We start from the raw sequence: 20,619 nt of genomic DNA on the forward strand, positions 1-20,619 counted from the left end.
ATCGTCAATCTATTTACGGCAACCATGAGCTTACTATTATTGTGTTTAACCATTATACCAAATAGCCGATGTATAATTGCATTTGAATATAATCAACGCCATGTTCGGTTCATTAGAATCACACAGTCATGTTGCACAATCGTGACGGGTGGCTGAGTGATTGGTAGCTAAGCACATAGTAGAATTGACCTTATACAAACAAGCTCGTATAGTCGAAAAGACGTCGTCAACAATCTGATAGGATACGAATTTGTACCACGCTAATAGACCGCCACGACTTATTAAAGCCACCAGCCATTCGATGAATAAGCTGTCGGAAAGCTCGCTATCTAAACTATTTGGGCAAACAGATAGCCGCAACTCTGTGGTTTTATCTTTTTCAAATAGTATCAAAATCGGACTGTCAGTGACATTTCTGGTAATTGCTACAAGTGCTCATAGCAAGGATGGTGATGATAGCCAAGCTATGCCATTTGCCAATCATTCATGGCAAACAGTAGAGTCACAATCGTTAGAGCTACCCAATTTGCGCGGGCAAGGACTGAGCTTTGCTGAGCAGTATCAAAATAAAATGCTGGGTGAGTGGTCATTACAGAACATCAATGGTCGGGTCAAAATGGAGCACGACCCTTGGGTGCAAGAAACGGTAAAAGACATGACATGGCGATTGAATGCGCAAGCCCGTCAGCAAGCACCACTTGGCTTAGTTATTCTTGATAATCCCGGCATCAATGCTTTTGCGGCACCTGGTGGAGTCATCGGGATCAATACAGGGACGATATTGGCCGCCAAAAGTATGGATGAGCTGGCAAGTGTCATCGCCCATGAAGTCGCGCACATCAGTCAACGTCACTATGAGCACAGCGCAGACGAGCGCAAAAAAGCCTTACTGATGCAAGTAGGCGGTATGTTGGCTGCGATTGCCGCATCAGCAGTCGATGGTGATGCGGCGGCGGCTGTAATGGCGGGTAGCCAGACAGCTTCTATGAATAGCAGCATGGCTTTTAGCCGTAACAACGAGCGCGAGGCCGACCGAGTAGGGATGCAAATCATGATTCAGGCAGGCTATGACCCTCGGGCAATGCCACGGTTTTTTGCCACGATGAATCAACAAAGCCAGCTCAATCAGGTTGAAAATCGCTTTTTACCAAGCTTTGTGCGCTCGCACCCGCTCAGTGATGAGCGACTGAGTGAATCGCAGAGCCGTGCTGGGCAGTATCCCACACTGTCATTGAGCCAGCAGCAGCGCCATCAAGCCTTGTTTGATTTGCTCTATTGGCGTGTACAAGTTACTGGCAAACATGCTTCTGAAGTGACGCTCACAACCGCTGCTAAAAATAGTCTGGGTGCCAAACTTGCCTTAGTGAGTTGGTACGGAGAACAGCAGCGCATCAAAGAGGCTAATGAGGTATTGGCACAGATTAATAAACTCCCAAATACGCAGCGTCAAAGCCTAGAACCTTTACTATCGATTACTCATAGCCAGCTTTTAAGTGAACAAGGCAGATGGCAACAAGCTGCAGATATTTTAGAGAGTCAGCAGCGTCTGTATCCTGAGCGCCGTGACTTGCGTCTGTATTTGGCGGAAGCACTGACCAATAGCAATCAGCCATTAAGGGCACAAGTACTGCTAAAACCACTCACAGAGCAACAACCAAGCGATCGCTATGCATGGCAAAGTTTGCAGCTTGCTAATGAAAAGCTCGCTAAAACCGCAACGTCACCACAACTGGCTAATATTGCAACGATCAACGCATTGCGTTATCGCAGTTATGATCAACTTTGGAATGGGCGCTATGAGAGTGCGTTGACATCACTGACGCAGGCCAAGCAATTGACTGAAAACCTGCAAGCCACAGCACAAAGCAGTAGTGCGCGCCCATTGCTAGCCAATATCAACGCAGAAATCAAAGCAATAAAAACCGCCAAAGACTTTGAGCCTTAGGCGGTTTGTAAATAGTCAGTTTTTCGTACAACAACAGGTGCGCTTGACAACATCATTTTCAGTAGTAGCAGCTCATATGCCGGCTTGCTACCCAAAATGAAAAATTAGCCTTGTAGCGCATCTTTAACCATTTTAGAGATCAACGCAGGATCAGCACGACCAGCGGTCTTGTTTTTCAGTACACCCATCACGCTGCCCATATCACGCATAGAAGTGGCACCTTGCTCTGCGATTTCCGCGTTGACCAATGCCATGATTTCATCTTGATTCATTTGCTGCGGCATAAACTCATTGATAATATCAATTTCAAACTGTTCTTTGGCCGCCAAATCATCACGACCATTTTCAGTAAAAATAGTGAGCGACTCTTGACGTTGTTTGAGCTGCTTTTGTAGCACTTCTAATACTTGCGCGTCATCAAGCTCTGTCTGACGATCGATCTCAATTTGTTTGACGACTGATTGTACGTTACGCAGTATTTTGACACGCTCAAGCTCACGAGCTTTCATAGAAGTTTTGATGTTGTCTGATAACGTCTGTTTAAGTTGGCTCACTGCTATTATCCTTATTCGTTTGTTAAATGCTATTTGTTGGGTACTGTTTAATAAGTTTTTTTGGGGTAAAACCTGCTGAGAGCGGGCTTTGATAAAAAATTGCGTCAGCAGTAACAACGAAAATTGTAGCATAAAAAACGCCACTGATATCGATGGATAACAGTGGCGTTAGTGTAGCACTGGTACTTAACTAATCAGATCATTGATTAGTACATACGAGTAGTACGAATAGTTTCGCGTTGTAACTTCTTCTTATAACGCTTTACGGCAGCTGCTTTTTTGCGCTTACGTACTTGCGTTGGTTTTTCATAAAACTCACGCTTACGTACGTCTGATAATACACCAGCTTTTTCACAAGCGCGCTTGAAACGACGGATAGCGATATCAACTGGTTCGTTTTCTTTAACCTTAACTGCAGGCATGAAGACTCCTCGATTAGGATGAGATATAAGGGCATTAGTTTGGCTGTATATTAGTATTTAGCCGTAATATCTCAAGATTACTGGCATCAGCTCAAACTAGGACAATTCTCACGCATTGGCGTAAGGGCAGGTATTTTAATAAAAAATATCAACAAAGTCAATGATTTTAACAGTTTATTGTCTATTTATACTTTGTTTGAAATGTATCCAAGCTAAGCTGTCAGGTTTTAGGTGGAATTGGAGCACAAAGTTTAGTGTTAATAAAAAATCCCTACGGTCTATAACGGTTTAGTGGGATTTTATGCTATGATATTTCCCATATTGTAGGGTCTATGAACCGTTTTGTGCGTATTTTATTGAGGATGTTGGAATGAAAAAAACAGTATTGAACACGGTGTTAAGCACAGCTTTTATCGTAGCTTTGGGTGCGGGCGTGAGCGCTTGTAGTGGGGGCGAAGAGCACGAAGAAGTACTGGCGATCGATATGGTAGATGAAGCGGCTGAGCTAGCACGCGCAAACGCCCCTGAAGCAGAAGACATGGAGTTTCCAGAGACGGCACCGATGCCAGCGGCTGACGCAACAGCTGCAGATGGGACAGAAGCTGATGCCACTGCTGAAGTAGGTACGGCGGATACAAGCATGGCAGACGCGACCACCCCAGCCACAGAGAGTGCTGATACCGCGGCTGCGCCTGCTGCCACTGACAGCGCCGATATGGCAACACCTGCTGAATAAGCTTTTAATTAGACTCGTAATATAATATTGTGAGTCTATGAACTGCTACAAAAAATTTGGCTACAGACGCATCAAATAAAGGTAAGGTCATGATCGATATACAGCAGGATATAAAAAGACTGAGCTTATCTGTTATCAGTCTGAGTGTGTTATTAGTATTGAGCGCTTGTAGTGGTGATAACGCGACTACGGAAGCGTCTAGCGCAGCCAACGAACCTGCTGCTACGAGTGTTGAAGAAACAGTTGCAGCAGAATCTGAAACTACGGTGCCTGAGCCTATGGCTGAATCTGAGACTACCGACATGGTGGTTGAAGAAAAGACTGCTGTTGTCGCTGAGCCTGAAGTGCTCGCTGCAGATGCTGGTGCTAAACTTTACGAGTCAAACTGTAAAGTCTGCCATACAGCGGGTTTATTGAATGCACCGAAATATGGTGACACAGCCGCTTGGGCGACTCGTTTGACCAAAGATAAAGAGACACTATATATGCACTCCGCTAAGGGCTTTAATAAAATGCCAGCACAAGCGGTAAATGGTGTCAGTGAGGCACAAGTCAAAGCCGCTGTTGATTATATGCTCGCGTCAGTAAGCTGATATAGTATATATAGAGTATACCAGTCATTGAAATTTGTTAAACTGACCGTCATTGTGACTGACAATGACGGTTTTTTTATGCGCGTTTTCTATTACTATCGATTTTAACAATATGACTGGCTGTGCGAAGCGGATTTGATTCGCTATTCAAAATTTTAAAGCGATATACAATAAAAACGCGGCAAAAAATAGTCCGAAAACAAAAGCATAAAGGCAAAAGTATGAAGGTATTGGGTTTAGAGACGTCTTGTGATGAAACTGGGCTGGCGATCTTTGATAGCGAGCAGATCAATAATGACAATCAAGGGTTGGTCGGGCAAGTACTGTACTCACAGATTGAGCTGCATGCGCTCTATGGCGGCGTTGTACCTGAGCTTGCCAGTCGTGATCATATTCGTAAGCTCGTGCCCTTACTCAATGAGCTGCTTGAGCAGTGTGATATGAGTAAAAACGACATCGATGCGATTGCCTATACTAAAGGGCCAGGGCTGATCGGTGCGTTGATGACCGGCGCATTATTTGGCCGCAGTCTGGCGTATGGTTTGGATATTCCTGCCATTGGTATTCATCATATGGAAGGGCATTTGCTCGCGCCGCTTATGGGTGCCAATCCGCCCGCTTTTCCTTTTGTTTCACTGTTGGTCTCTGGTGGTCACACTTTACTTATAGCCGCTCATGGTGTGGGACAGTATGAAATCTTGGGTGAGTCGATCGATGACGCGGCAGGGGAGTGCTTTGATAAAGCCGCTAAGATGTTAGGCTTGCCTTATCCTGGTGGTCCAAATATTGCCAAACTGGCAGAAGCTGGCAACCCTGATGCTTACGCACTGCCAAGACCGATGCTACATCGAGGTTTGGACTTTTCATTTAGTGGTATGAAAACAGCGGTACATAACTTGATCAAAGACACTGAGGGCTCTGATAGCGATCCGCAAATTCGTGCAGATATCGCCGCGAGCTTCCAATATGCAGTGGTCGATACGCTAGTAAAAAAATGCGTCAAAGCGCTTAAACAAGCGAATATGAGCAGACTCGTTATCGCGGGCGGCGTCAGTGCCAACACACATCTGCGCGAGACGCTGGAGACGGAGCTAGCAAAAATCAATGCTACCGTCCATTACGCACCGCCAGCACTGTGTACGGACAATGGTGCGATGATTGCTTATGCCGGATTTGAGCGCCTGCAAGCTGGGCAGTCTGATGATCTAGCCGTCAGCTGCGTACCGCGTTGGCCGATGACGGAATTACCAGCCGTATAATTGAGCCTTTTGTCCACCAAACCTATTTGAACTAAGGACAGTCTATGCAGTGGCTAGCAATCGGCTTAGGAGCAGCATTAGGCGCATGTTTACGTGGCTATTTAGCGCGCTTTAATCCACTGCATCATTGGATACCACTTGGCACGCTTGGCGCAAATGTCTTGGGCGGCCTGCTGATTGGCCTTGCGCTGGTGTGGTTCGAGCGTATGGGTAGCAACTTATCTGATCATGTGCGCGTGTTTGTGATTACCGGATTTTTGGGCGGGTTAACTACCTTTAGTACGTTTAGTGCAGAAGTATTTGGTTTTATTCATGATGGGCGGCTGCTAGCAGGCTTAGCGCTCGTTGGTTTGCATGTTGGCTTGACATTATTAGCAACCGCGCTTGGGTTTTATTTTTTTAAGTGCGTACTTTGAGCTTGTATCGATATCACCTGCTTATTGAGTGGTCTGATTTAAGTGGTTATCGAAATACAGTCTGTTTTAAATGGTCTGTTAATGAGTCTAGAGGGCATAATGACTGGTTCCGCTGGGGTATACCGCAACATTACAAGATGACTAGGTAACTAGGTTATATCTCTAGTTTTGACGGCATAGTTTGTGTCAATATGACAGTGTCAGGTTTTTAACAGATAGCTATACGTCTCTAGATAGCTCTGCCAGTGATTATATATTAGGTTGCTCCTTCCTTTATCGCCACTTTCTTTAGTAGGCATATAACTGATAAACCCTACCATATCAGAAGGATAGCCAAAATCATCATAAACGCTGTTTACCTTATTAAAGTCAGCATCACTGTTAAGTCTTTTCTTAAATAACCAAAGTAAGATAATATATCGCAATCTATCATTTACACGTTCATCATCTATAGTTATGGTGCCATTCTCTCTACTTACACCACTGTCATCTATCTCTAAATATTGAACATGAGGGTTCAGATAGCTGCCGTTCAATAAAATATCAAGAGCAATTTCAAGTAAGTATTTACTGTCAGGGTAGTTAATTAGGGAAACGTCAACTATCTTTCCTAAGTCTTGTAAATCTATTATCTTGCGACTGATAGCAAAATCGACTTCCTTCTCAGATAAGACAATATCGTTTTCTTTTAAAAAAGAAAATGGAATACTAATATTTTTCACGTTTAGTTTCTCTATATCTTGAATGATACTGGTTACGGCTGCCAGTGCGATGCCTGTATAGCGCACCGAACTATAGGCTAATTCTTTATTAATTCTTTATTAATCCATCATTACCATCATTCTTTAATGCAGGAACACGTTCTTGTATTGCATGATAAAACCCATCTTTGTCTTTTGGTGATATCACTATGCTACCCCCTTTATATATTATCTCAATCCTATCTAAGGACAGTGCTGGAGCAGATAACGTACTGTTGGTAGGAGTGATTTGGGTAATATCTTTCAATGAAATGCTTCGAGTAGAAAAACCATAATTCACTAACAGTTCGTCATCTGACAAACTGTACTTTACGCTGAAAAATATTAATAAGAGTAATATTGCACCTGGCATGGTAAAAAGACTAATAAATATTGTTCTTTTAATTGAACTATTGTTGTATATCCATTCTCCTACAGGCACCAAAATGAGTAACAAGCTAAAACCTAATATTAAAAAAGCTAACCAGAGATCGATCTTTGATGCAAATACAGTATTTATCATAATTTATTAGCAGAAAGCCCTTAGTTAATTTTATATTCGAAAAGCTCAGTTCATGTACACCATGAAGTACATTGTGACTGTTTCAGCGAGATAAAACATTGATACCAGTAGCCTACAGCCTAGTGTTCAAGTCCTCACTAGGGAACCATTATTTACCATAACATTCATTACGATATGAAAAGGTGAATAATATTTCATCACTATAAAAAAGTAATTAGTAATGAAACTACAATGGCTTCACAATTCCATCAAGTAAACTCGCAAAACCCTGCATATACGCCGTATCTTGACTCGACGTGCGCGTTGCGGCATAAAGCTGACAATACACGCCATCACCTAATGGTCGCGAGACTACCCAGCCTTTTTTCTCATACTCCGCCACCACCCAATCAGGCAATGCCGCTACGCCACGTTCACTGGCGACCAGCTGAATCAGCATTGCGGTCAGCTCCGTGGTGCGAATATCGGCAAAGCTTACATCGCTTGGCGTCATAAAATTGGCAATGATATCGAGGCGTTTGGCTTCTACCGGATAGGCAATCAATGTCTCGTTGGTCAAATCATCTGGTTCAATAAATTCTTGCGTCGCTAAATCATGCGTTGGTGACAGCACCAAGCGACTCTCATACTCAAACAATGGCTGATAGCTAATACCGTCGAGCGGTAAATCACTGGTGGTGATAAGCAAATCGATATCACCTTCCATCAAGAGATGATGCGGCTCAGGCTCAAAGCCCGTGGCAAAATCAAGCTCGACATCTGACCATTCACGGCGATAGTGATTGAGTATCGGCATGAGCCAATCAAAGCAGCTGTGACACTCTGATGCCAGTCGTAACCTGCCCGCTTGACCATGTGCCAAGCGCTTTAGATCGTTTTTGGTACGCGTGACTTGCGGCATGATATTATCCGCTAAGGCTAGCACGGCCTTGCCCGCTGGTGTAAAGCTAAGCGGGCGCGTGCGGCGATTGACGAGGCTGACGTCGTAGTAGTTTTCTAGCTCTTTGAGCTGATGCGAGACTGCAGACGCCGTGACATGTAGCTCATCGGCCGCTGCCGCAAGTGAACCATGCGCCCGTAGCGCAGTTAAGGTATTAAGATGACGAAGCTCAAGCATGATAAGACCTAACCGCTAAAGTGAGAAAAACTCATTATAGTGGATACTGTGTTGATTTTCACTCATAGATGTTGTCAATGAGTGATTGCTGCTAGCGCTTGCGTAACAACAACTGTGAGATGACCACCAATACTAGCGAGGCGACCAGCAATAACGTACCTATCGCATTGACTTCTGGTTTGAGGCCTACCCGCACCATCGAATAAATACGCAGCGGTAAAATCTCATAACTAGGCCCTGTGACAAAGGTCGATACCACCACGTCATCAAGCGACAAGGTAAAGGCGAGTAACCAACCTGCCATGACCGCAGGCAAGATAACGGGGATCAATACCGTACGTATCATCGTCGACTCAGATGCGCCCAAATCGCGCGCCGCTTCCATCAAGCGCTCATCTAAGCTGCTCAGACGCGCAAAAACAGTAATGACCACGAACGGCAGGCAAAAAGTGATATGCGCTATCAGTAAAGACACAAAGCCTAGCTGTAAGCCTATCAATAAAAACAGTGCCAGTAGTGAGATAGCCAGCACAATCTCAGGTGACATCATCAGCACAAACAGCAGCCCGTTTAGTAAGCCTTTACCGCGAAAGTTATAGCGATGTAAGGCGAGGGCAGTGAGCGTCCCTATAAGAGTGGAAACGGTAGCCGCGACTAGCCCCAAGACAATAGAATGCCAAAACGCATCGAGCATCGCTTGGTTGTTAAACAGTGATTCGTACCACTTTAAGCTAAAGCCGCCCCAGTTATAGCCAATTTTTGATTTGTTAAATGACATCACCACCAAAACAATGATGGGTAGATATAACAAAGTATAAATGAGTCCGAGATAGCCTTTAGCCGCGATCCTGCCAATCTTGAGCTTACGTGAATAAGACATTAGGCCACCTCGTTAAAATCAGTCTTGCCAATGCGGCGACTACTGGCGCGATAAGCCAGTAATAATACCGCCATTGCCACTGTCAATAAAACGCTAGCAGCAGCACCAAACGGCCAGTCACGGGCGTCTAAGAATTGGTTTTTGATGATATTACCGACGAGTAGGTTGCGAGAGCCGCCCAAAATATCCGCCACATAAAACATACCCATCGCAGGCAACAGCACGAGCAGTACGCCAGAGATAATCCCTGGCGTCGTCAGTGGTAGTACCACATGCCAAAAGGTCTGTGTTTTTGATGCACCCAAATCCTGAGAAGCCAATAGCATGTCATTGCGTAAATCGGTAAACACGGCATATAGCGGTAATACCATAAATGGAAATAATAAGTAAGTTAGACCAGCAATGACCGCGCCTTGCGTATATAAAATATCGATAGGAGCATCAATGGCACCGATTGCCAGCAGTGACTTATTAATCAAGCCATTATTCGCGAAGAGCAGCTTTAACGCATAGGTGCGTACCAGAGAGTTGGTCCAAAAAGGTAGTATTAACAGTAGCATCAGTAACGGCTGCCATCGCACTTTTACCTTGGAGATGATCCAAGCAAAAGGATAGCCCAGCAGTAGACAGATAACCGTCGTGATACCTGCCATCCACAATGAATGAACGAACACCTCAAAATACAACGGATCAACCATGCGCACATAGCTGTCAATATTGATAGGTAAGCTAATAAAGGCGCTGCTATCTCGGGTTAAAAAACTGACCGCGATGACCAATATATTTGGTAATAGCGCAAATATCAGTAGCCAACCCCAGATCAGCCAGAGCGTTGCCGTACGAAACGGACTTTTGCTGCCTAAGTGGTTGCGGGCCATCAGCTACCATCCTTTTGTACAGTCGCCTTGTTTGTATGGTCAGCGTCTTCTGGCAATACCCACTCCCAGCCATCTACCCATGAGACTTTGACGCCTTCGTTGAGTTTGTAATCAAAGCTTGGGTCGTCTTCATCAAAAAACTCAGAGGCCTTAATGATATGGCCATTTGCCAATTCGATAATCGAATCTAACGTACTGCCTTTATAGTTACTTTCGATGACGCGCCCCAGTAGTCCGCTATGCTCATTATCTTTTGGATCATATATGCGTAAGTCTTCAGGACGAAGTAGTAAATTAACGATGTCACCTACTTGTACATCATTGGCAAAATTGGGTCGACGCAAGTTACGTAGCGTTGTTGGCCCTTCTTGCGCTTGAGCCTCACAGACTTCGACTTCGATGCGTCCATTGGTCACGTTGCCATCGCGATCTGGAAGGTCTGGATAGACACCCTTGACCTCAGCTCTAAACAGATTGGTCTCACCGATAAACTTGGCAGTAAACAAGTTGGCAGGAGTCTCATAAATCTCAATAGGCGTGCCGATTTGCTGGAACATGCCGTCTTTCATCACGGCAATGCGGTCTGACATCGACAGCGCTTCTTCTTGATCATGCGTGACAAATACAAAGGTAATGCCAAGCTCACGTTGCAGACGTTTGAGCTCAGATTGCATTTGCAAACGCAGTTTGTGATCAAGCGCGGATAGTGGCTCATCGAGTAGTAATAGCTTGGGGCGATTGATCACCGCACGGGCGATCGCCACGCGCTGCTGCTGCCCACCAGATAAATCCTGCGGTTTGCGATTGGCCAAATGCTCCAACTGCACCATGGCCAGCATCTCGCTGACGCGAGCTTGAATCTCAGCTTTTGGCACTTTTTTTAGCTTTAATCCATAAGCGACGTTTTGCGCAACTGTCATATGCGGAAATAAAGCGTACTGCTGAAATACCGTATTGACCGGACGTTTATCAGCGGATAAGCCTGCCATCTGTACGCCATCTAGATAGATTGTCCCCGCATTGGGTTGCTCAAAACCTGCAATCAAGCGCAGTAATGTCGTTTTGCCACAGCCTGAGGGCCCAAGCAGGGTCAAAAACTCGCCGTGCTTGATATCAAGGTTGATGTCTTTTAGAACCTCGGTTTGATCGTAGGTTTTTTTGATACCATTTAATTGCAGCAACGTCTTGTCATTTTGAGGTGACGCAGAGGTTTTGTGCGTGCTTGGCGATGGGTCGGTCATAATATCTGTTCCTAAGCGTCCAATAGATCAGAGCAGTAAATCAATGCAGCCATCAAGGTATCTCGATGTCATCAAAAAACTGGCAAGAGCGTAAGCACGATTTGAGTGCTGCCTGATAGCTGTCTGATTGCTGCGTATTATAACAAACCCGTGATATAAATCAGTGCAAGTTCGTTATCAGTTACGCGAGTCGTACCGTCATAGCAGCGATGGTTACGGCTATATTTTTACAGTTATAGGTTGGTGTATAACGACATTTAAACAAAATTTTTTACCGTTTTTTGGCCTCTATTCCTATACAATCACGGTATGGCTGACAAACATAAGGCATCTGATGGGTGAGTATGAATAGTCATCTGCCCATTTATGTTTGCATACAAGTATATAAAGCCGTTTATAACTCTCATATTATTGATAATAAAGGATCTCTCATGCCTACTGATATACGTCCAACAACAGGTCAAGAAGCCCTTGAGCTTTTAAAAGAAGGTAATGCCCGTTACGTGGATAGTCTCACCAGTACCGATGAATATATGCAGCGTCGCCCAGAATTGGTCAAGGATCAAAATCCATTGGCGATTATTTTGGGCTGCTCGGATGCACGAGTACCTGTTGAGATTGTCTTTGATCAAGGCTTGGGGGATTTGTTTGTCATACGCGTGGCCGGCAATGTGGTGGCGCCATCACAGATTGGCTCAATCGAATTTGCCGCCGAAGCCTTTGGCACACAGTTGGTGGTAGTCCTTGGACACTCAAAATGCGGCGCGGTCACGGCCTGCGTTGAGACCTTGATCAATCCTGATCAGAACTATTCTCCTAATTTGCAATCGATCGTTGATCGCATTCGCCCAAGTGTTTATAACTTGCATGAGCTGGCAACGGCCAATGGTCAAGACGTCGATGCCGATGAGCTGGTTGATCGCTCTATCCGTGCCAACGTGCGCATGTCAGTGAGTCAGCTCAGACATGGATCGCGGGCACTAGAGGATTTGACTAACAGTGGTCAGCTGCTCATCGTCGGTGCTGAGTATGACCTAGAGACAGGTAAGGTAAGGTTCTTAGACGGCTAATATATCTAAATATGAACATACTTTGTTCATATTCTTACAAAACCCTATCAATTATTTTGCCAATTTTTATTATGATGAGAGACGGCAGTGAATCATGACAGTCGTGATTCGCTTATTTATAACACTCTTATTTGAATAACCTTAGGATAGCTATGTCTACTAACGATAATAATGCGACCATCGCACAGCCTGCGAGCAGTATCAGTACAGATGGTGTGCAGTCAATCTCTACGCAAACGACAGGTTTTACGTTTAACCACACCATGCTACGCGTCAAAGATCCTGCCAAGTCATTGGCGTTTTATACTGGGGTTTTGGGAATGACGTTGCTGGCGGTCAAAAAATTCCCTGATATGGAGTTTGATCTGTATTTCTTGGCAAAGCTAACTGAGAGCGAGCGTGAGAACCTGCCTGCTGGTGATGACTTAGAAATCTTTGCTTTCCGTCAGCGCGGTATCTTAGAGCTGACCCATAATTATGGCACTGAGACAAAAGCTGACTTTAGCTATCATGATGGCAACCAAGACCCTCAAGGCTTTGGACACATTTGTTTTAATGTGCCCAATTTGGCAGACGCGGTGGCTTGGTTTGACAAAAACAATGTCGAATTTAAAAAACGTCCAGAAGACGGCAGCATGAAAAACATCGCCTTTATCAAGGATGTTGATGGCTACTGGATTGAAATCGTACAAGCTGATTTGATGTCATAACTGGCAAAACAGTAGTGAGATGTTCATTTATTTATCCCCTTAAACACGCGCTAAGACAGCAATAGGAGCAACCCTTTATGCCCACCCCTGACGTGAGCCGCCTATCGAACACGCTAACCGATGGTGTGACCGTCTATCAACAAGTGGTCTATACCACGCAAGACTTGGCAAGTGGCTTTATTGAGCGCATTCCATATTTTATAGCGGCGCTCATTGTGTTGGGGATTTTTTGGCTGTTGTCGATTATTTTCAAAAAAGTGGTGCATAAAACCTTAGGCGCGCGCGTGCGTCATCAAAACTTGGTGAAGGTGTTTCAGCGCATAGGCGGGGCACTTATTCTGTTTATTGGCTTTATGATCGCCATGGTTGTTGCTATTCCAGGATTTACACCAGCCAAATTAATCGGCGCGCTGGGTATTGGTTCGGTGGCGATTGGTTTTGCTTTTAAAGATATTTTTCAAAACCTACTCTCTGGTATTTTGTTACTTATCTCAGAGCCGTTTCGTATCGGTGATCAAATCGTCTCAGGGGACTACGAAGGAACGGTAGAAGATATCAAAATCCGTGCAACGACCATCAAGACTTATGATGGCCGGCAAGTGGTTATTCCAAACTCGGAGCTATATACCTCGGCATTGACCGTCAATACCGCTTATAAGCAGCGCCGCTTACAAGTGGCGGTGGGCATTGGTTATGAAGACGATATCGAAACAGCAAAAGCTGAGATTCTACAAGCTTTGGATAAAGTTGATAGCGTATCGAGAAAAGCGACGCCAAGCGTGATTGCGACAGGGTTTGGCGGCTCTTCTATGGATTTGACAGTACGTTGGTTTATTGATAACGGCACTCAGGCTAATAAAGTCGCTTCTATTCATCAAGTCATTGTAGAAGTCAAAAAAGCGCTGGATGCAGCCGGTATCAATATTCCTTTCCCCATACGTACGATAGATCTAAGCGACCCTTCGGTGAAGTCTATTGTTAAGCAGATAAATAAGCAGCAAGATGACAATGTTAATGATGATGATAATGCCAAAAAAGCAGAGACAGAGTAATTTGCTTAGAGCGCTATTTCAAAGAGCTGTCTTCACGTGATGTTTTTTGAGCAATAAAAAACCGCCATATTCAATGATATGGCGGTTTTTTTGTCTTTCTACAAACTATAGTGAATTCAGTATAAAAACGATACAGTGGGACTGGGATAAATTTTTCGCAGCATCGAGCAGCGTAGGCACAGCACGTAAGGAAAATTTAGACCAGTTCCACCTTGATATATAATGTATCTGTTTTATTTAGGATTGATTATACTAGGCCAGTACAAAAAGTTAGTCATTCTTTGCTCTAAATTCGGTATGGCACGATTTACAACTTGCACCCACTTCACCAAAGGCAGCCTGGACGTCTTCGACACTAGTAGCCGACTGTGCAGCAGCATTTAGCTCATCCGTCACTTTTTGAAAGTTGTCCGCTTCAGCACTGAAACCATCAGCATTTGACCATACGGCTTCAGTCGCGTTGCCCATGGCTTCTTGGTTTTCAAAGTGACTCCAAGGGTTTGCCGCATCTTCTGCCAAAAATGATGCCTGCTCCTTGAAAACCGCCGCATCAAAGGTATCAGGGGCTTTGACCATATCACCCATGACGCCCATCGCATCGCCCCAGCTTTTCATGCTGTCTTGGCGCGCTTTGATATCAGGATCGTCGCCTGCACCGCTACACGCTGTCAAACCCAGCGCCGCTGCCATTAAGGTGATGCTAAAAAAAGATTTCAAAGATTTTTTGGTATAAACCTGTGCCATATGACTTACTCCTTTAAACGTGGCTAATAGTAGGCATCGCTATCACGCTTGCCTTACCTCAAATATTATTATAAGAATATTTCTTAAGATTCTTTTGCGCACAGTGGCTGCGAAAGAGTCTCTACTATTGTAGCGTTTATCGGCAGAATGGGAGCAATATAATGTTATATCCTCGTAATCATCGGATGATATAAAACCCCTTTAGCAAAACGTTTGTTAGATATAAAAAAGGCCCACGATAATCGCTGACCTACACTCTCAAACCTAACATTCTTGAGCTTTAAAAAAGCTTAGAGAGCCAACCAATCACGCGGCTTGAGATAATAATCAGTCAACTCAAACTCAGGTGTGCCCTCAGCCGGCTCAAACCGATAATGCCAGCTGGCAAGAGGTGGCATACTGACTAAGATCGACTCAATACGGCCGTTACTTTGTAAGCCAAATAAAGTGCCACGATCGTAGACCAGATTGTACTCTACATAACGGCCACGGCGATAGAGCTGAAACTCACGCTGTGCTTCGGTATAAGGCATATCTTTACGCTGCTCAAAAATCGGCATGATACCGTCAAGGTAACCATTGCCAACGGCCTTCATAAAGTTAAAGCAAGTCTCAAAATCCCAGCCGCGACTCTCTGTACTGACGTCGTCATAAAACAAACCACCGATACCACGCTGCTCATCGCGGTGACGCAGATGAAAATACTCATCGCACCACTGTTTGAAATCAGCATAAATATTGTCCCCAAAAGGTGCACACAGATCGTGACAGACTTGATGCCAGTGTACACAATCGGCGAGTACGGGGTAGAAAGGCGTCAAATCAAAACCACCACCAAACCACCAAATCGGCGCTTCGCCTTCTGCTTCTGCCACGAACAAACGTACGTTAGCGTGGCTGGTTGGGACATTTGGGTTTTTGGGATGTACCACTAAGGACACGCCCATGGCTTGCGCTTTACGACCAGCGATATTGGGGTGGCGTGCAGTGGCAGAAGCAGGCAAATTGTGGACATGGATATGACTAAACATCACGCCTGCTTTTTCGATGACCGTGCCATCTGTCAATACGCACGAACGACCGCCGCCACCCTCTTTGCGCTCCCAATCGTCAGGGACGAAAGTTGCATTGCCGCCGCCATCGCGTTCTTGTGCCTCTAAGGCGTCGCAGATACGAGCCTGCAGGTCCACCAAAAACGCCCGTACGCGCAGGATGTCTTGATTGGTTGGCGTGGTCTCTGACGCTACGGTTGATAGGTCTGCTTGGTTATCTATATTTGAAATACTCATAAGACATCTATTTATTTAGGTGTATGGCTGTATTAAAATCTTTATCGAGCATGTGCCCCATACGATCGCGTTTGGTTGCTAGATATTCAGCGTTCATATCGTTGACACCGACCAATAATGGCACCCGTTCAACAACGTCAATACCGTGCTCCGTCAAATAAGCAACTTTGTTTGGATTGTTAGTGATGAGTCTGACAGCGTTGACACCAATATGGGCAAGCATCGGACCACACATATCATAGATACGCGCATCAGCAGGCAAGCCTAACATGAGATTGGCATCCAGCGTGTCGTGTCCCTGATCTTGGAGGGCATAAGCGCGAATCTTGTTGGTCAGACCGATACCGCGACCTTCTTGACGCAAATACAAAATCGCACCGCAACCTGACTCTTGGATGGCTTGCATGGCAGTATTGAGCTGTGGTCCGCAGTCACACTTTAATGAGCTAAACGCATCGCCTGTTAGGCACTCAGAATGAATCCGAACCAGCGGAATTGGTCTTTGCGACGACGTGTCATCTGAGCTAGATGCTGTCGTTTGATCGACCACAGACAGACCGACGGTCAGCATAACATGCTCTTGGCCTTCGTCGTTTTCAAAGATATGAATATCAAACTCGCCATGACGAGTGGGTAGTTTGGCACTAGTGATAAATTGATATGACATTACTGTCCTGCATAAGCCTATAATCGTGGCGGTGAAGAGTTTGTGATAATGCTATTAAACCCGCGATAACATTCTAGCCTGAACGATAAGGCCAAGATGATAGCAGTATAACCCTTTCATAAAGAACGCGTGCTTATTGTATTTATTATAAAAACACACAAAGTTCACAGACGACGCACGATGATTAAAGCGACAATTAAAAAAAAATGCTATTATGCCATACTATTTTGGTGGATACAGTGACAAGTCTTTATCCTTACATTACTATGTCGTCACTAACATCCGATATTGATGCAAAATAATAGGGCATAATAATAGTCCTTGGTATTAAAGCACGTAGTTTTGAGGCACGATCTACTGTGGTAGCGTGTTCATATGATACGTAGCGCAGCTATATACACGTAAAGTTGCATGAATAATTATATGGTCGATTACATCAATAATGATGTAGATATTATTGACGTCTCTCAATTGTAGCTATTGCTATATTGGAGACACGTCTTGTCAGCAGATTGGTAGGTATCGTACGGTTTATGCAGCAGTCACTTCATTCCCCAAAGTCTCAGTCCTCATCTGCATCAGTATCTGATTCTGCCGCCCAGCTATCGAGCTTACAGCAGACTTATACTGTGATTCCTCGCGTGCGTCCGCATACGCCATTGCTTGATGCCATTAACACACCTTCTGATATGAATACGCTTTCAACCACTCAGCTGATTACGCTGGCTGATGAACTGCGTCTTTTTTTGCTGTATTCAGCAGGACAAAGCGGTGGGCATTTTGGCGCCAATTTGGGTGTGATTGAGCTGACGATTGTATTGCATTACCTACTTGATGCTCCGCAGGATCAGATTGTATGGGATGTGGGTCATCAGGCCTATGCACACAAAGTCCTGACCGGTCGCCGTGAGCAGCTGGCAACGATCAGATCAAAAGGTGGTCTGACTGCATTCCCAGAGCGTGCAGAGTCTATCTACGATACATTTGGCGTTGGGCATTCATCAACCTCTATCTCAGCCGGTTTGGGTATGAGCTTGGCGCTGCGCTATCAAGGCCTCGCGCAAACGGTTGCTTGTATCATTGGTGATGGTGCGATGACTGGTGGTATGGCTTTTGAGGCCATGAACGATGCAGTCCAACAAGATGCTGATCTACTAGTCATTTTGAACGACAACGATATGTCGATTTCTTGTTCTATCGGTGGTTTTTCGCGGCATTTAGCGATGCTTTGGGAGTCGGGCTACCAAGTCGATATCTCTGAGTCAGGTGAGCCTGTGCTTTGCCAGCGTCCTGATATGCAAGCATTTGATCGCCGCAAACGTCACAAAGAGATGCGTGATGTACCGCAATTAGAAGATAACTTATTCAAAGCGATTGGCTTTACCTATTTTGGTCCGTTTGATGGACACAATATCCCTGAGCTACTACGTGTGTTGTCAATTGCCAAGCAAGTCAAAGGGCCTGTTTTGGTACATATCTATACCACCAAAGGCAAAGGCTTTGCACCAGCAGAACTAGATCCGGTCGGCTATCACGCGATTAGTAAGCTACCAGCAGAGATTCATAATGAGTCTCAGAGCAAATCTGCAGATGCATTAAAGCAAAACACAAAACCTGCGCTAAAATACTCGCAAGTATTTGGTAATTTCTTATGCGATAAAGCGGCCGAAGACGATAAGTTGCTCGCGATCACTCCTGCGATGGAAGAAGGCTCGGGCATGATTGACTTTGCTCGTCATTTTCCAACACGCTTTTTTGATGTGGCTATTGCCGAACAACATGCGGTCACGCTAGCGGCCGGTATGGCAACGCAAGGTGTCAAACCTATTGTGGCGATTTACTCGACGTTCTTACAGCGCGGATACGATCAGCTGATTCATGACGTGGCACTACAGAATCTCGATGTCATGTTTGCAATTGACCGTGCAGGCCTCGTTGGTGAAGATGGTGCCACGCATGCAGGCGTGTTTGATTTTAGCTTTTTACGCTGCATTCCCAACATGGTGATTGCTGCGCCAAAAGATGAGAATGAATGCTACCATCTGCTCAATACTTGCTATGAACATCAGGGATGTACGGCAGTTCGTTATCCGCGTGGTACCGGTACAGGCGCAGCTATCGAGCAGCCAGCACAGAATTATAAAATCGGTGAAGCCGTTATTGAGTCAGTATTGGGCAGCAATGATGCGCCTTATAAGCTAGCACTATTGGCTTTTGGGACGATGGTTGCGACTGCTCAGCAAGCGGCCGAGAGCTTAACCAGTGATGATACAGCGTTAGAGTGTCAGGTACATGTGGTCAATATGCGCTGGGTAAAACCGCTAGATACAGCCATGCTTGAGAGTTTACTGTCGCAAGGGGTGACGCATATCGCAACCATAGAAGAGCATGTGATTATGGGTGGCGCGGGTAGTGCAGTGAATGAATACTTGCTCAATGAATCGGCTGCTTTTAAACGTCAGCGTCCAGCTGTTGGCAACATCGGTATTCCTGATCGCTTTATCGCGCACGGATCGCAAGCTGAGCAGTGGGCGGATTGTGGTTTGGATGTGACAGGTGTTATTAAGCAGCTTAAGCAACTGTTGTCGTAAATTTTACTTTTTAGATTTGCAGTATTATTTACAAATTATTGTTTTAAAAGCTATTACTGTAAACAGATACTCGCTCTTTAAACAGAGCAAACGCCTGCTAGCCGTAGGTGCCAACTTTTTTACAACTTGCGCAGTTTGTATGACCACCAAAATATTGGCTTGGTCAGCGTGACGGTTTTTTCGTTTTTATCGAACAATTTTAGTATAATGCGGGTGTCGTTTATAAGTTTTTATTTATAAAAGACACGTTTCTAATCGCATAGATGTGGTGTGATGCGGCGGCTGTTTGGCATGTTGTGGGCACAGAGTTGGTTTTATTTTTTATATTCATTCATCAAGCAAATAGGTTATTTATGGAACCCATGGTCGTCATCGCAGCGCGTACTGCTGAAAAAGTTGGTAAAGAGATTTTATATGCGCATCAAAACCGTCACAAAATCGAGTTAGATATCGAGTCTAAAGGACTTGATGGTCTGGTGACGCGCATCGATCGCTTTAGCGAAGAGCTCACGATTGAAACCCTAAAAGCCAGCTATCCGAATCATTCATTTTTGGGTGAAGAGTTTGGTATGCAAGAAGGTCGCGGCGAAGACGCCGACTGGTGCTGGATTATCGATCCGCTAGATGGTACTAAGAACTTCGTTCATGGTGTACCGCAGTTCTGCGTATCTATCGCTGTACAGCACAAAGGCGTGACGCAGCACGGTGTCATTTATGACCCAGTCCGTGACGAGATGTTCTCTGCTAGCCGTGGTAAAGGCGCACGTTTGAACCAACGCCGCATTAACGTCAGCGAACGCAAAACCATCGATGGTGGTTTCTTTACCACAGGTCATCCGCTTGAGCGTAAGCGTAATGGCGAAGTGATCTCTTATGCCAAGCAGCATTTTGAGAGCTTACAAAAGATCTCTGAAGCTGGTGGTCAGGTACGTCGTCTGGGTTCAGCGGCGCTTGATTTGTGTTATGTTGCTGCTGGACGCTTTGATGGCTATTTTGAGATGTCGATTAAGCCTTGGGACATCGCCGCAGGTGAGCTTATCGTCACTGAAGCACGCGGCGTGGTGGTCGATCACACGGGCGCGCACAACTCTATGACATCAGGCTCTATCTTTGCTTGTAACGTCAAACTGCTCAAGCCATTGATGCAAACCGTCGTGCCAATTTGGGGCGATGTGCTCTAATTATAAAATAA

General features: G+C 45.1%; 21 protein-coding genes. 10 read left to right on the plus strand and 11 right to left on the minus strand.

The features are described from left to right. Positions 1 to 406 precede the first annotated feature (406 nt). Positions 407 to 1,945, plus strand: coding sequence for a M48 family metalloprotease (locus B3V51_RS02095; RefSeq protein WP_286707872.1), 1,539 nt, complete (start codon positions 407 to 409; stop codon positions 1,943 to 1,945). Between the two features lie 104 nt (positions 1,946 to 2,049). On the opposite strand, the gene B3V51_RS02100 is transcribed toward B3V51_RS02095, so the two are convergent. Next, positions 2,050 to 2,499, minus strand: coding sequence for a GatB/YqeY domain-containing protein (locus tag B3V51_RS02100; RefSeq protein ID WP_058025631.1), 450 nt, complete (start codon positions 2,497 to 2,499; stop codon positions 2,050 to 2,052). Between the two features lie 206 nt (positions 2,500 to 2,705). Then, entirely contained in the window at positions 2,706 to 2,921 is a 216-nt protein-coding gene (gene rpsU / locus B3V51_RS02105; protein ID WP_010195908.1) for a 30S ribosomal protein S21, read from the minus strand. A 370-nt stretch (positions 2,922 to 3,291) separates the two neighbouring features. Between rpsU and B3V51_RS02110 the strand changes: the two genes are divergently transcribed. From B3V51_RS02110 to crcB, 4 genes are all read left to right on the plus strand, one after another. Beyond that, on the plus strand, positions 3,292 to 3,657 hold the full coding sequence (locus B3V51_RS02110) for a hypothetical protein (RefSeq protein ID WP_286707873.1): 366 nt from the start codon (positions 3,292 to 3,294) through the stop codon (positions 3,655 to 3,657). 89 nt (positions 3,658 to 3,746) lie between these two features. After that, complete coding sequence (locus tag B3V51_RS02115) at positions 3,747 to 4,250, plus strand: c-type cytochrome (RefSeq protein ID WP_286707874.1); 504 nt, start codon at positions 3,747 to 3,749, stop codon at positions 4,248 to 4,250. A gap of 221 nt (positions 4,251 to 4,471) precedes the next feature. Further along, positions 4,472 to 5,509: a tRNA (adenosine(37)-N6)-threonylcarbamoyltransferase complex transferase subunit TsaD gene (gene tsaD / locus B3V51_RS02120; RefSeq protein WP_286707875.1), complete on the plus strand. Its 1,038-nt coding sequence runs from the start codon at positions 4,472 to 4,474 to the stop codon at positions 5,507 to 5,509. Between the two features lie 44 nt (positions 5,510 to 5,553). Further along, a complete protein-coding gene (crcB, locus tag B3V51_RS02125; protein ID WP_071002415.1) occupies positions 5,554 to 5,925 on the plus strand; it encodes a fluoride efflux transporter CrcB in 372 nt (123 codons plus the stop codon). Positions 5,926 to 6,125: 200 nt separating this feature from the next. On the opposite strand, the gene B3V51_RS02130 is transcribed toward crcB, so the two are convergent. From B3V51_RS02130 to potA, 6 genes are all read right to left on the minus strand, one after another. Next, positions 6,126 to 6,647: a DUF2247 family protein gene (locus B3V51_RS02130; protein WP_286707876.1), complete on the minus strand. Its 522-nt coding sequence runs from the start codon at positions 6,645 to 6,647 to the stop codon at positions 6,126 to 6,128. 88 nt (positions 6,648 to 6,735) lie between these two features. Then, positions 6,736 to 7,188: a PH domain-containing protein gene (locus tag B3V51_RS02135; RefSeq protein WP_093067414.1), complete on the minus strand. Its 453-nt coding sequence runs from the start codon at positions 7,186 to 7,188 to the stop codon at positions 6,736 to 6,738. A gap of 226 nt (positions 7,189 to 7,414) precedes the next feature. Next, positions 7,415 to 8,305 carry a LysR family transcriptional regulator gene (locus B3V51_RS02140; RefSeq protein ID WP_093067420.1) on the minus strand — a complete coding sequence of 297 codons (891 nt, stop codon included), beginning with the start codon at positions 8,303 to 8,305 and terminating at the stop codon, positions 7,415 to 7,417. Between the two features lie 91 nt (positions 8,306 to 8,396). Then, positions 8,397 to 9,185 carry a spermidine/putrescine ABC transporter permease PotC gene (gene potC / locus B3V51_RS02145; RefSeq protein ID WP_212563979.1) on the minus strand — a complete coding sequence of 263 codons (789 nt, stop codon included), beginning with the start codon at positions 9,183 to 9,185 and terminating at the stop codon, positions 8,397 to 8,399. After that, entirely contained in the window at positions 9,185 to 10,063 is an 879-nt protein-coding gene (potB, locus tag B3V51_RS02150; protein WP_212563978.1) for a spermidine/putrescine ABC transporter permease PotB, read from the minus strand. The genes potC and potB overlap by 1 nt, the downstream gene beginning before the upstream one ends. Next, on the minus strand, positions 10,063 to 11,304 hold the full coding sequence (gene potA / locus B3V51_RS02155) for a spermidine/putrescine ABC transporter ATP-binding protein PotA (RefSeq protein WP_286707877.1): 1,242 nt from the start codon (positions 11,302 to 11,304) through the stop codon (positions 10,063 to 10,065). Before potA ends, potB begins: the two co-directional genes overlap by 1 nt. A 431-nt stretch (positions 11,305 to 11,735) precedes the next feature. Between potA and B3V51_RS02160 the strand changes: the two genes are divergently transcribed. The 3 genes from B3V51_RS02160 to B3V51_RS02170 all read left to right on the plus strand — a co-directional run bounded on the left by B3V51_RS02160 (position 11,736) and on the right by B3V51_RS02170 (position 14,136). Then, complete coding sequence (locus tag B3V51_RS02160; protein WP_286707878.1) at positions 11,736 to 12,374, plus strand: carbonic anhydrase; 639 nt, start codon at positions 11,736 to 11,738, stop codon at positions 12,372 to 12,374. Positions 12,375 to 12,526: 152 nt separating this feature from the next. Continuing rightward, positions 12,527 to 13,084, plus strand: coding sequence for a lactoylglutathione lyase (gene gloA / locus B3V51_RS02165; RefSeq protein WP_286707879.1), 558 nt, complete (start codon positions 12,527 to 12,529; stop codon positions 13,082 to 13,084). Positions 13,085 to 13,161: 77 nt separating this feature from the next. After that, the gene (locus B3V51_RS02170) at positions 13,162 to 14,136 is read left to right on the plus strand and encodes a mechanosensitive ion channel family protein (RefSeq protein ID WP_252962665.1); all 975 of its coding nucleotides are present in this window, start codon (positions 13,162 to 13,164) and stop codon (positions 14,134 to 14,136) included. Between the two features lie 270 nt (positions 14,137 to 14,406). Here B3V51_RS02170 and B3V51_RS02175 read toward each other — a convergent pair whose 3' ends face one another. The 3 genes from B3V51_RS02175 to ribA all read right to left on the minus strand — a co-directional run bounded on the left by B3V51_RS02175 (position 14,407) and on the right by ribA (position 16,836). Then, positions 14,407 to 14,880 carry a c-type cytochrome gene (locus B3V51_RS02175; RefSeq protein WP_286707880.1) on the minus strand — a complete coding sequence of 158 codons (474 nt, stop codon included), beginning with the start codon at positions 14,878 to 14,880 and terminating at the stop codon, positions 14,407 to 14,409. 290 nt (positions 14,881 to 15,170) lie between these two features. Next, entirely contained in the window at positions 15,171 to 16,169 is a 999-nt protein-coding gene (gene hemF, locus B3V51_RS02180; RefSeq protein ID WP_286707881.1) for an oxygen-dependent coproporphyrinogen oxidase, read from the minus strand. A 7-nt stretch (positions 16,170 to 16,176) separates the two neighbouring features. Continuing rightward, positions 16,177 to 16,836, minus strand: a complete 660-nt coding sequence (gene ribA / locus B3V51_RS02185; protein ID WP_286707882.1) for a GTP cyclohydrolase II — start codon at positions 16,834 to 16,836, stop codon at positions 16,177 to 16,179. Between the two features lie 533 nt (positions 16,837 to 17,369). Here ribA and dxs point away from each other — a divergent pair. Both dxs and B3V51_RS02195 read left to right on the plus strand, forming a co-directional pair. After that, positions 17,370 to 19,427 (plus strand): 1-deoxy-D-xylulose-5-phosphate synthase, encoded by a 2,058-nt coding sequence (gene dxs / locus B3V51_RS02190; RefSeq protein WP_286707883.1) that lies wholly within the window; start codon positions 17,370 to 17,372, stop codon positions 19,425 to 19,427. A 353-nt stretch (positions 19,428 to 19,780) separates the two neighbouring features. Continuing rightward, positions 19,781 to 20,608, plus strand: coding sequence for an inositol monophosphatase family protein (locus B3V51_RS02195; protein ID WP_071003709.1), 828 nt, complete (start codon positions 19,781 to 19,783; stop codon positions 20,606 to 20,608). Positions 20,609 to 20,619: the final 11 nt, after the last annotated feature.

The sequence above is a fragment of the Psychrobacter sp. UBA2514 genome (assembly GCF_002341255.1).
GTDB classification, from domain to species: domain Bacteria; phylum Pseudomonadota; class Gammaproteobacteria; order Pseudomonadales; family Moraxellaceae; genus Psychrobacter; species Psychrobacter pacificensis.

Coding starts and splice junctions, on each gene's coding strand:
- rpsU (WP_010195908.1), bottom strand. CDS start 2,921: ATGCCTGCAGTTAAGGTTAAAGAAAACGAACCAGTTGATATCGCTATC.
- B3V51_RS02110 (WP_286707873.1), top strand. CDS start 3,292: ATGAAAAAAACAGTATTGAACACGGTGTTAAGCACAGCTTTTATCGTA.
- B3V51_RS02115 (WP_286707874.1), top strand. CDS start 3,747: ATGATCGATATACAGCAGGATATAAAAAGACTGAGCTTATCTGTTATC.
- tsaD (WP_286707875.1), top strand. CDS start 4,472: ATGAAGGTATTGGGTTTAGAGACGTCTTGTGATGAAACTGGGCTGGCG.
- crcB (WP_071002415.1), top strand. CDS start 5,554: ATGCAGTGGCTAGCAATCGGCTTAGGAGCAGCATTAGGCGCATGTTTA.
- B3V51_RS02135 (WP_093067414.1), bottom strand. CDS start 7,188: ATGATAAATACTGTATTTGCATCAAAGATCGATCTCTGGTTAGCTTTT.
- B3V51_RS02140 (WP_093067420.1), bottom strand. CDS start 8,305: ATGCTTGAGCTTCGTCATCTTAATACCTTAACTGCGCTACGGGCGCAT.
- potC (WP_212563979.1), bottom strand. CDS start 9,185: ATGTCTTATTCACGTAAGCTCAAGATTGGCAGGATCGCGGCTAAAGGC.
- potB (WP_212563978.1), bottom strand. CDS start 10,063: ATGGCCCGCAACCACTTAGGCAGCAAAAGTCCGTTTCGTACGGCAACG.
- potA (WP_286707877.1), bottom strand. CDS start 11,304: ATGACCGACCCATCGCCAAGCACGCACAAAACCTCTGCGTCACCTCAA.
- B3V51_RS02160 (WP_286707878.1), top strand. CDS start 11,736: ATGCCTACTGATATACGTCCAACAACAGGTCAAGAAGCCCTTGAGCTT.
- gloA (WP_286707879.1), top strand. CDS start 12,527: ATGTCTACTAACGATAATAATGCGACCATCGCACAGCCTGCGAGCAGT.
- B3V51_RS02170 (WP_252962665.1), top strand. CDS start 13,162: ATGCCCACCCCTGACGTGAGCCGCCTATCGAACACGCTAACCGATGGT.
- B3V51_RS02175 (WP_286707880.1), bottom strand. CDS start 14,880: ATGGCACAGGTTTATACCAAAAAATCTTTGAAATCTTTTTTTAGCATC.
- hemF (WP_286707881.1), bottom strand. CDS start 16,169: ATGAGTATTTCAAATATAGATAACCAAGCAGACCTATCAACCGTAGCG.
- ribA (WP_286707882.1), bottom strand. CDS start 16,836: ATGTCATATCAATTTATCACTAGTGCCAAACTACCCACTCGTCATGGC.
- dxs (WP_286707883.1), top strand. CDS start 17,370: ATGCAGCAGTCACTTCATTCCCCAAAGTCTCAGTCCTCATCTGCATCA.
- B3V51_RS02195 (WP_071003709.1), top strand. CDS start 19,781: ATGGAACCCATGGTCGTCATCGCAGCGCGTACTGCTGAAAAAGTTGGT.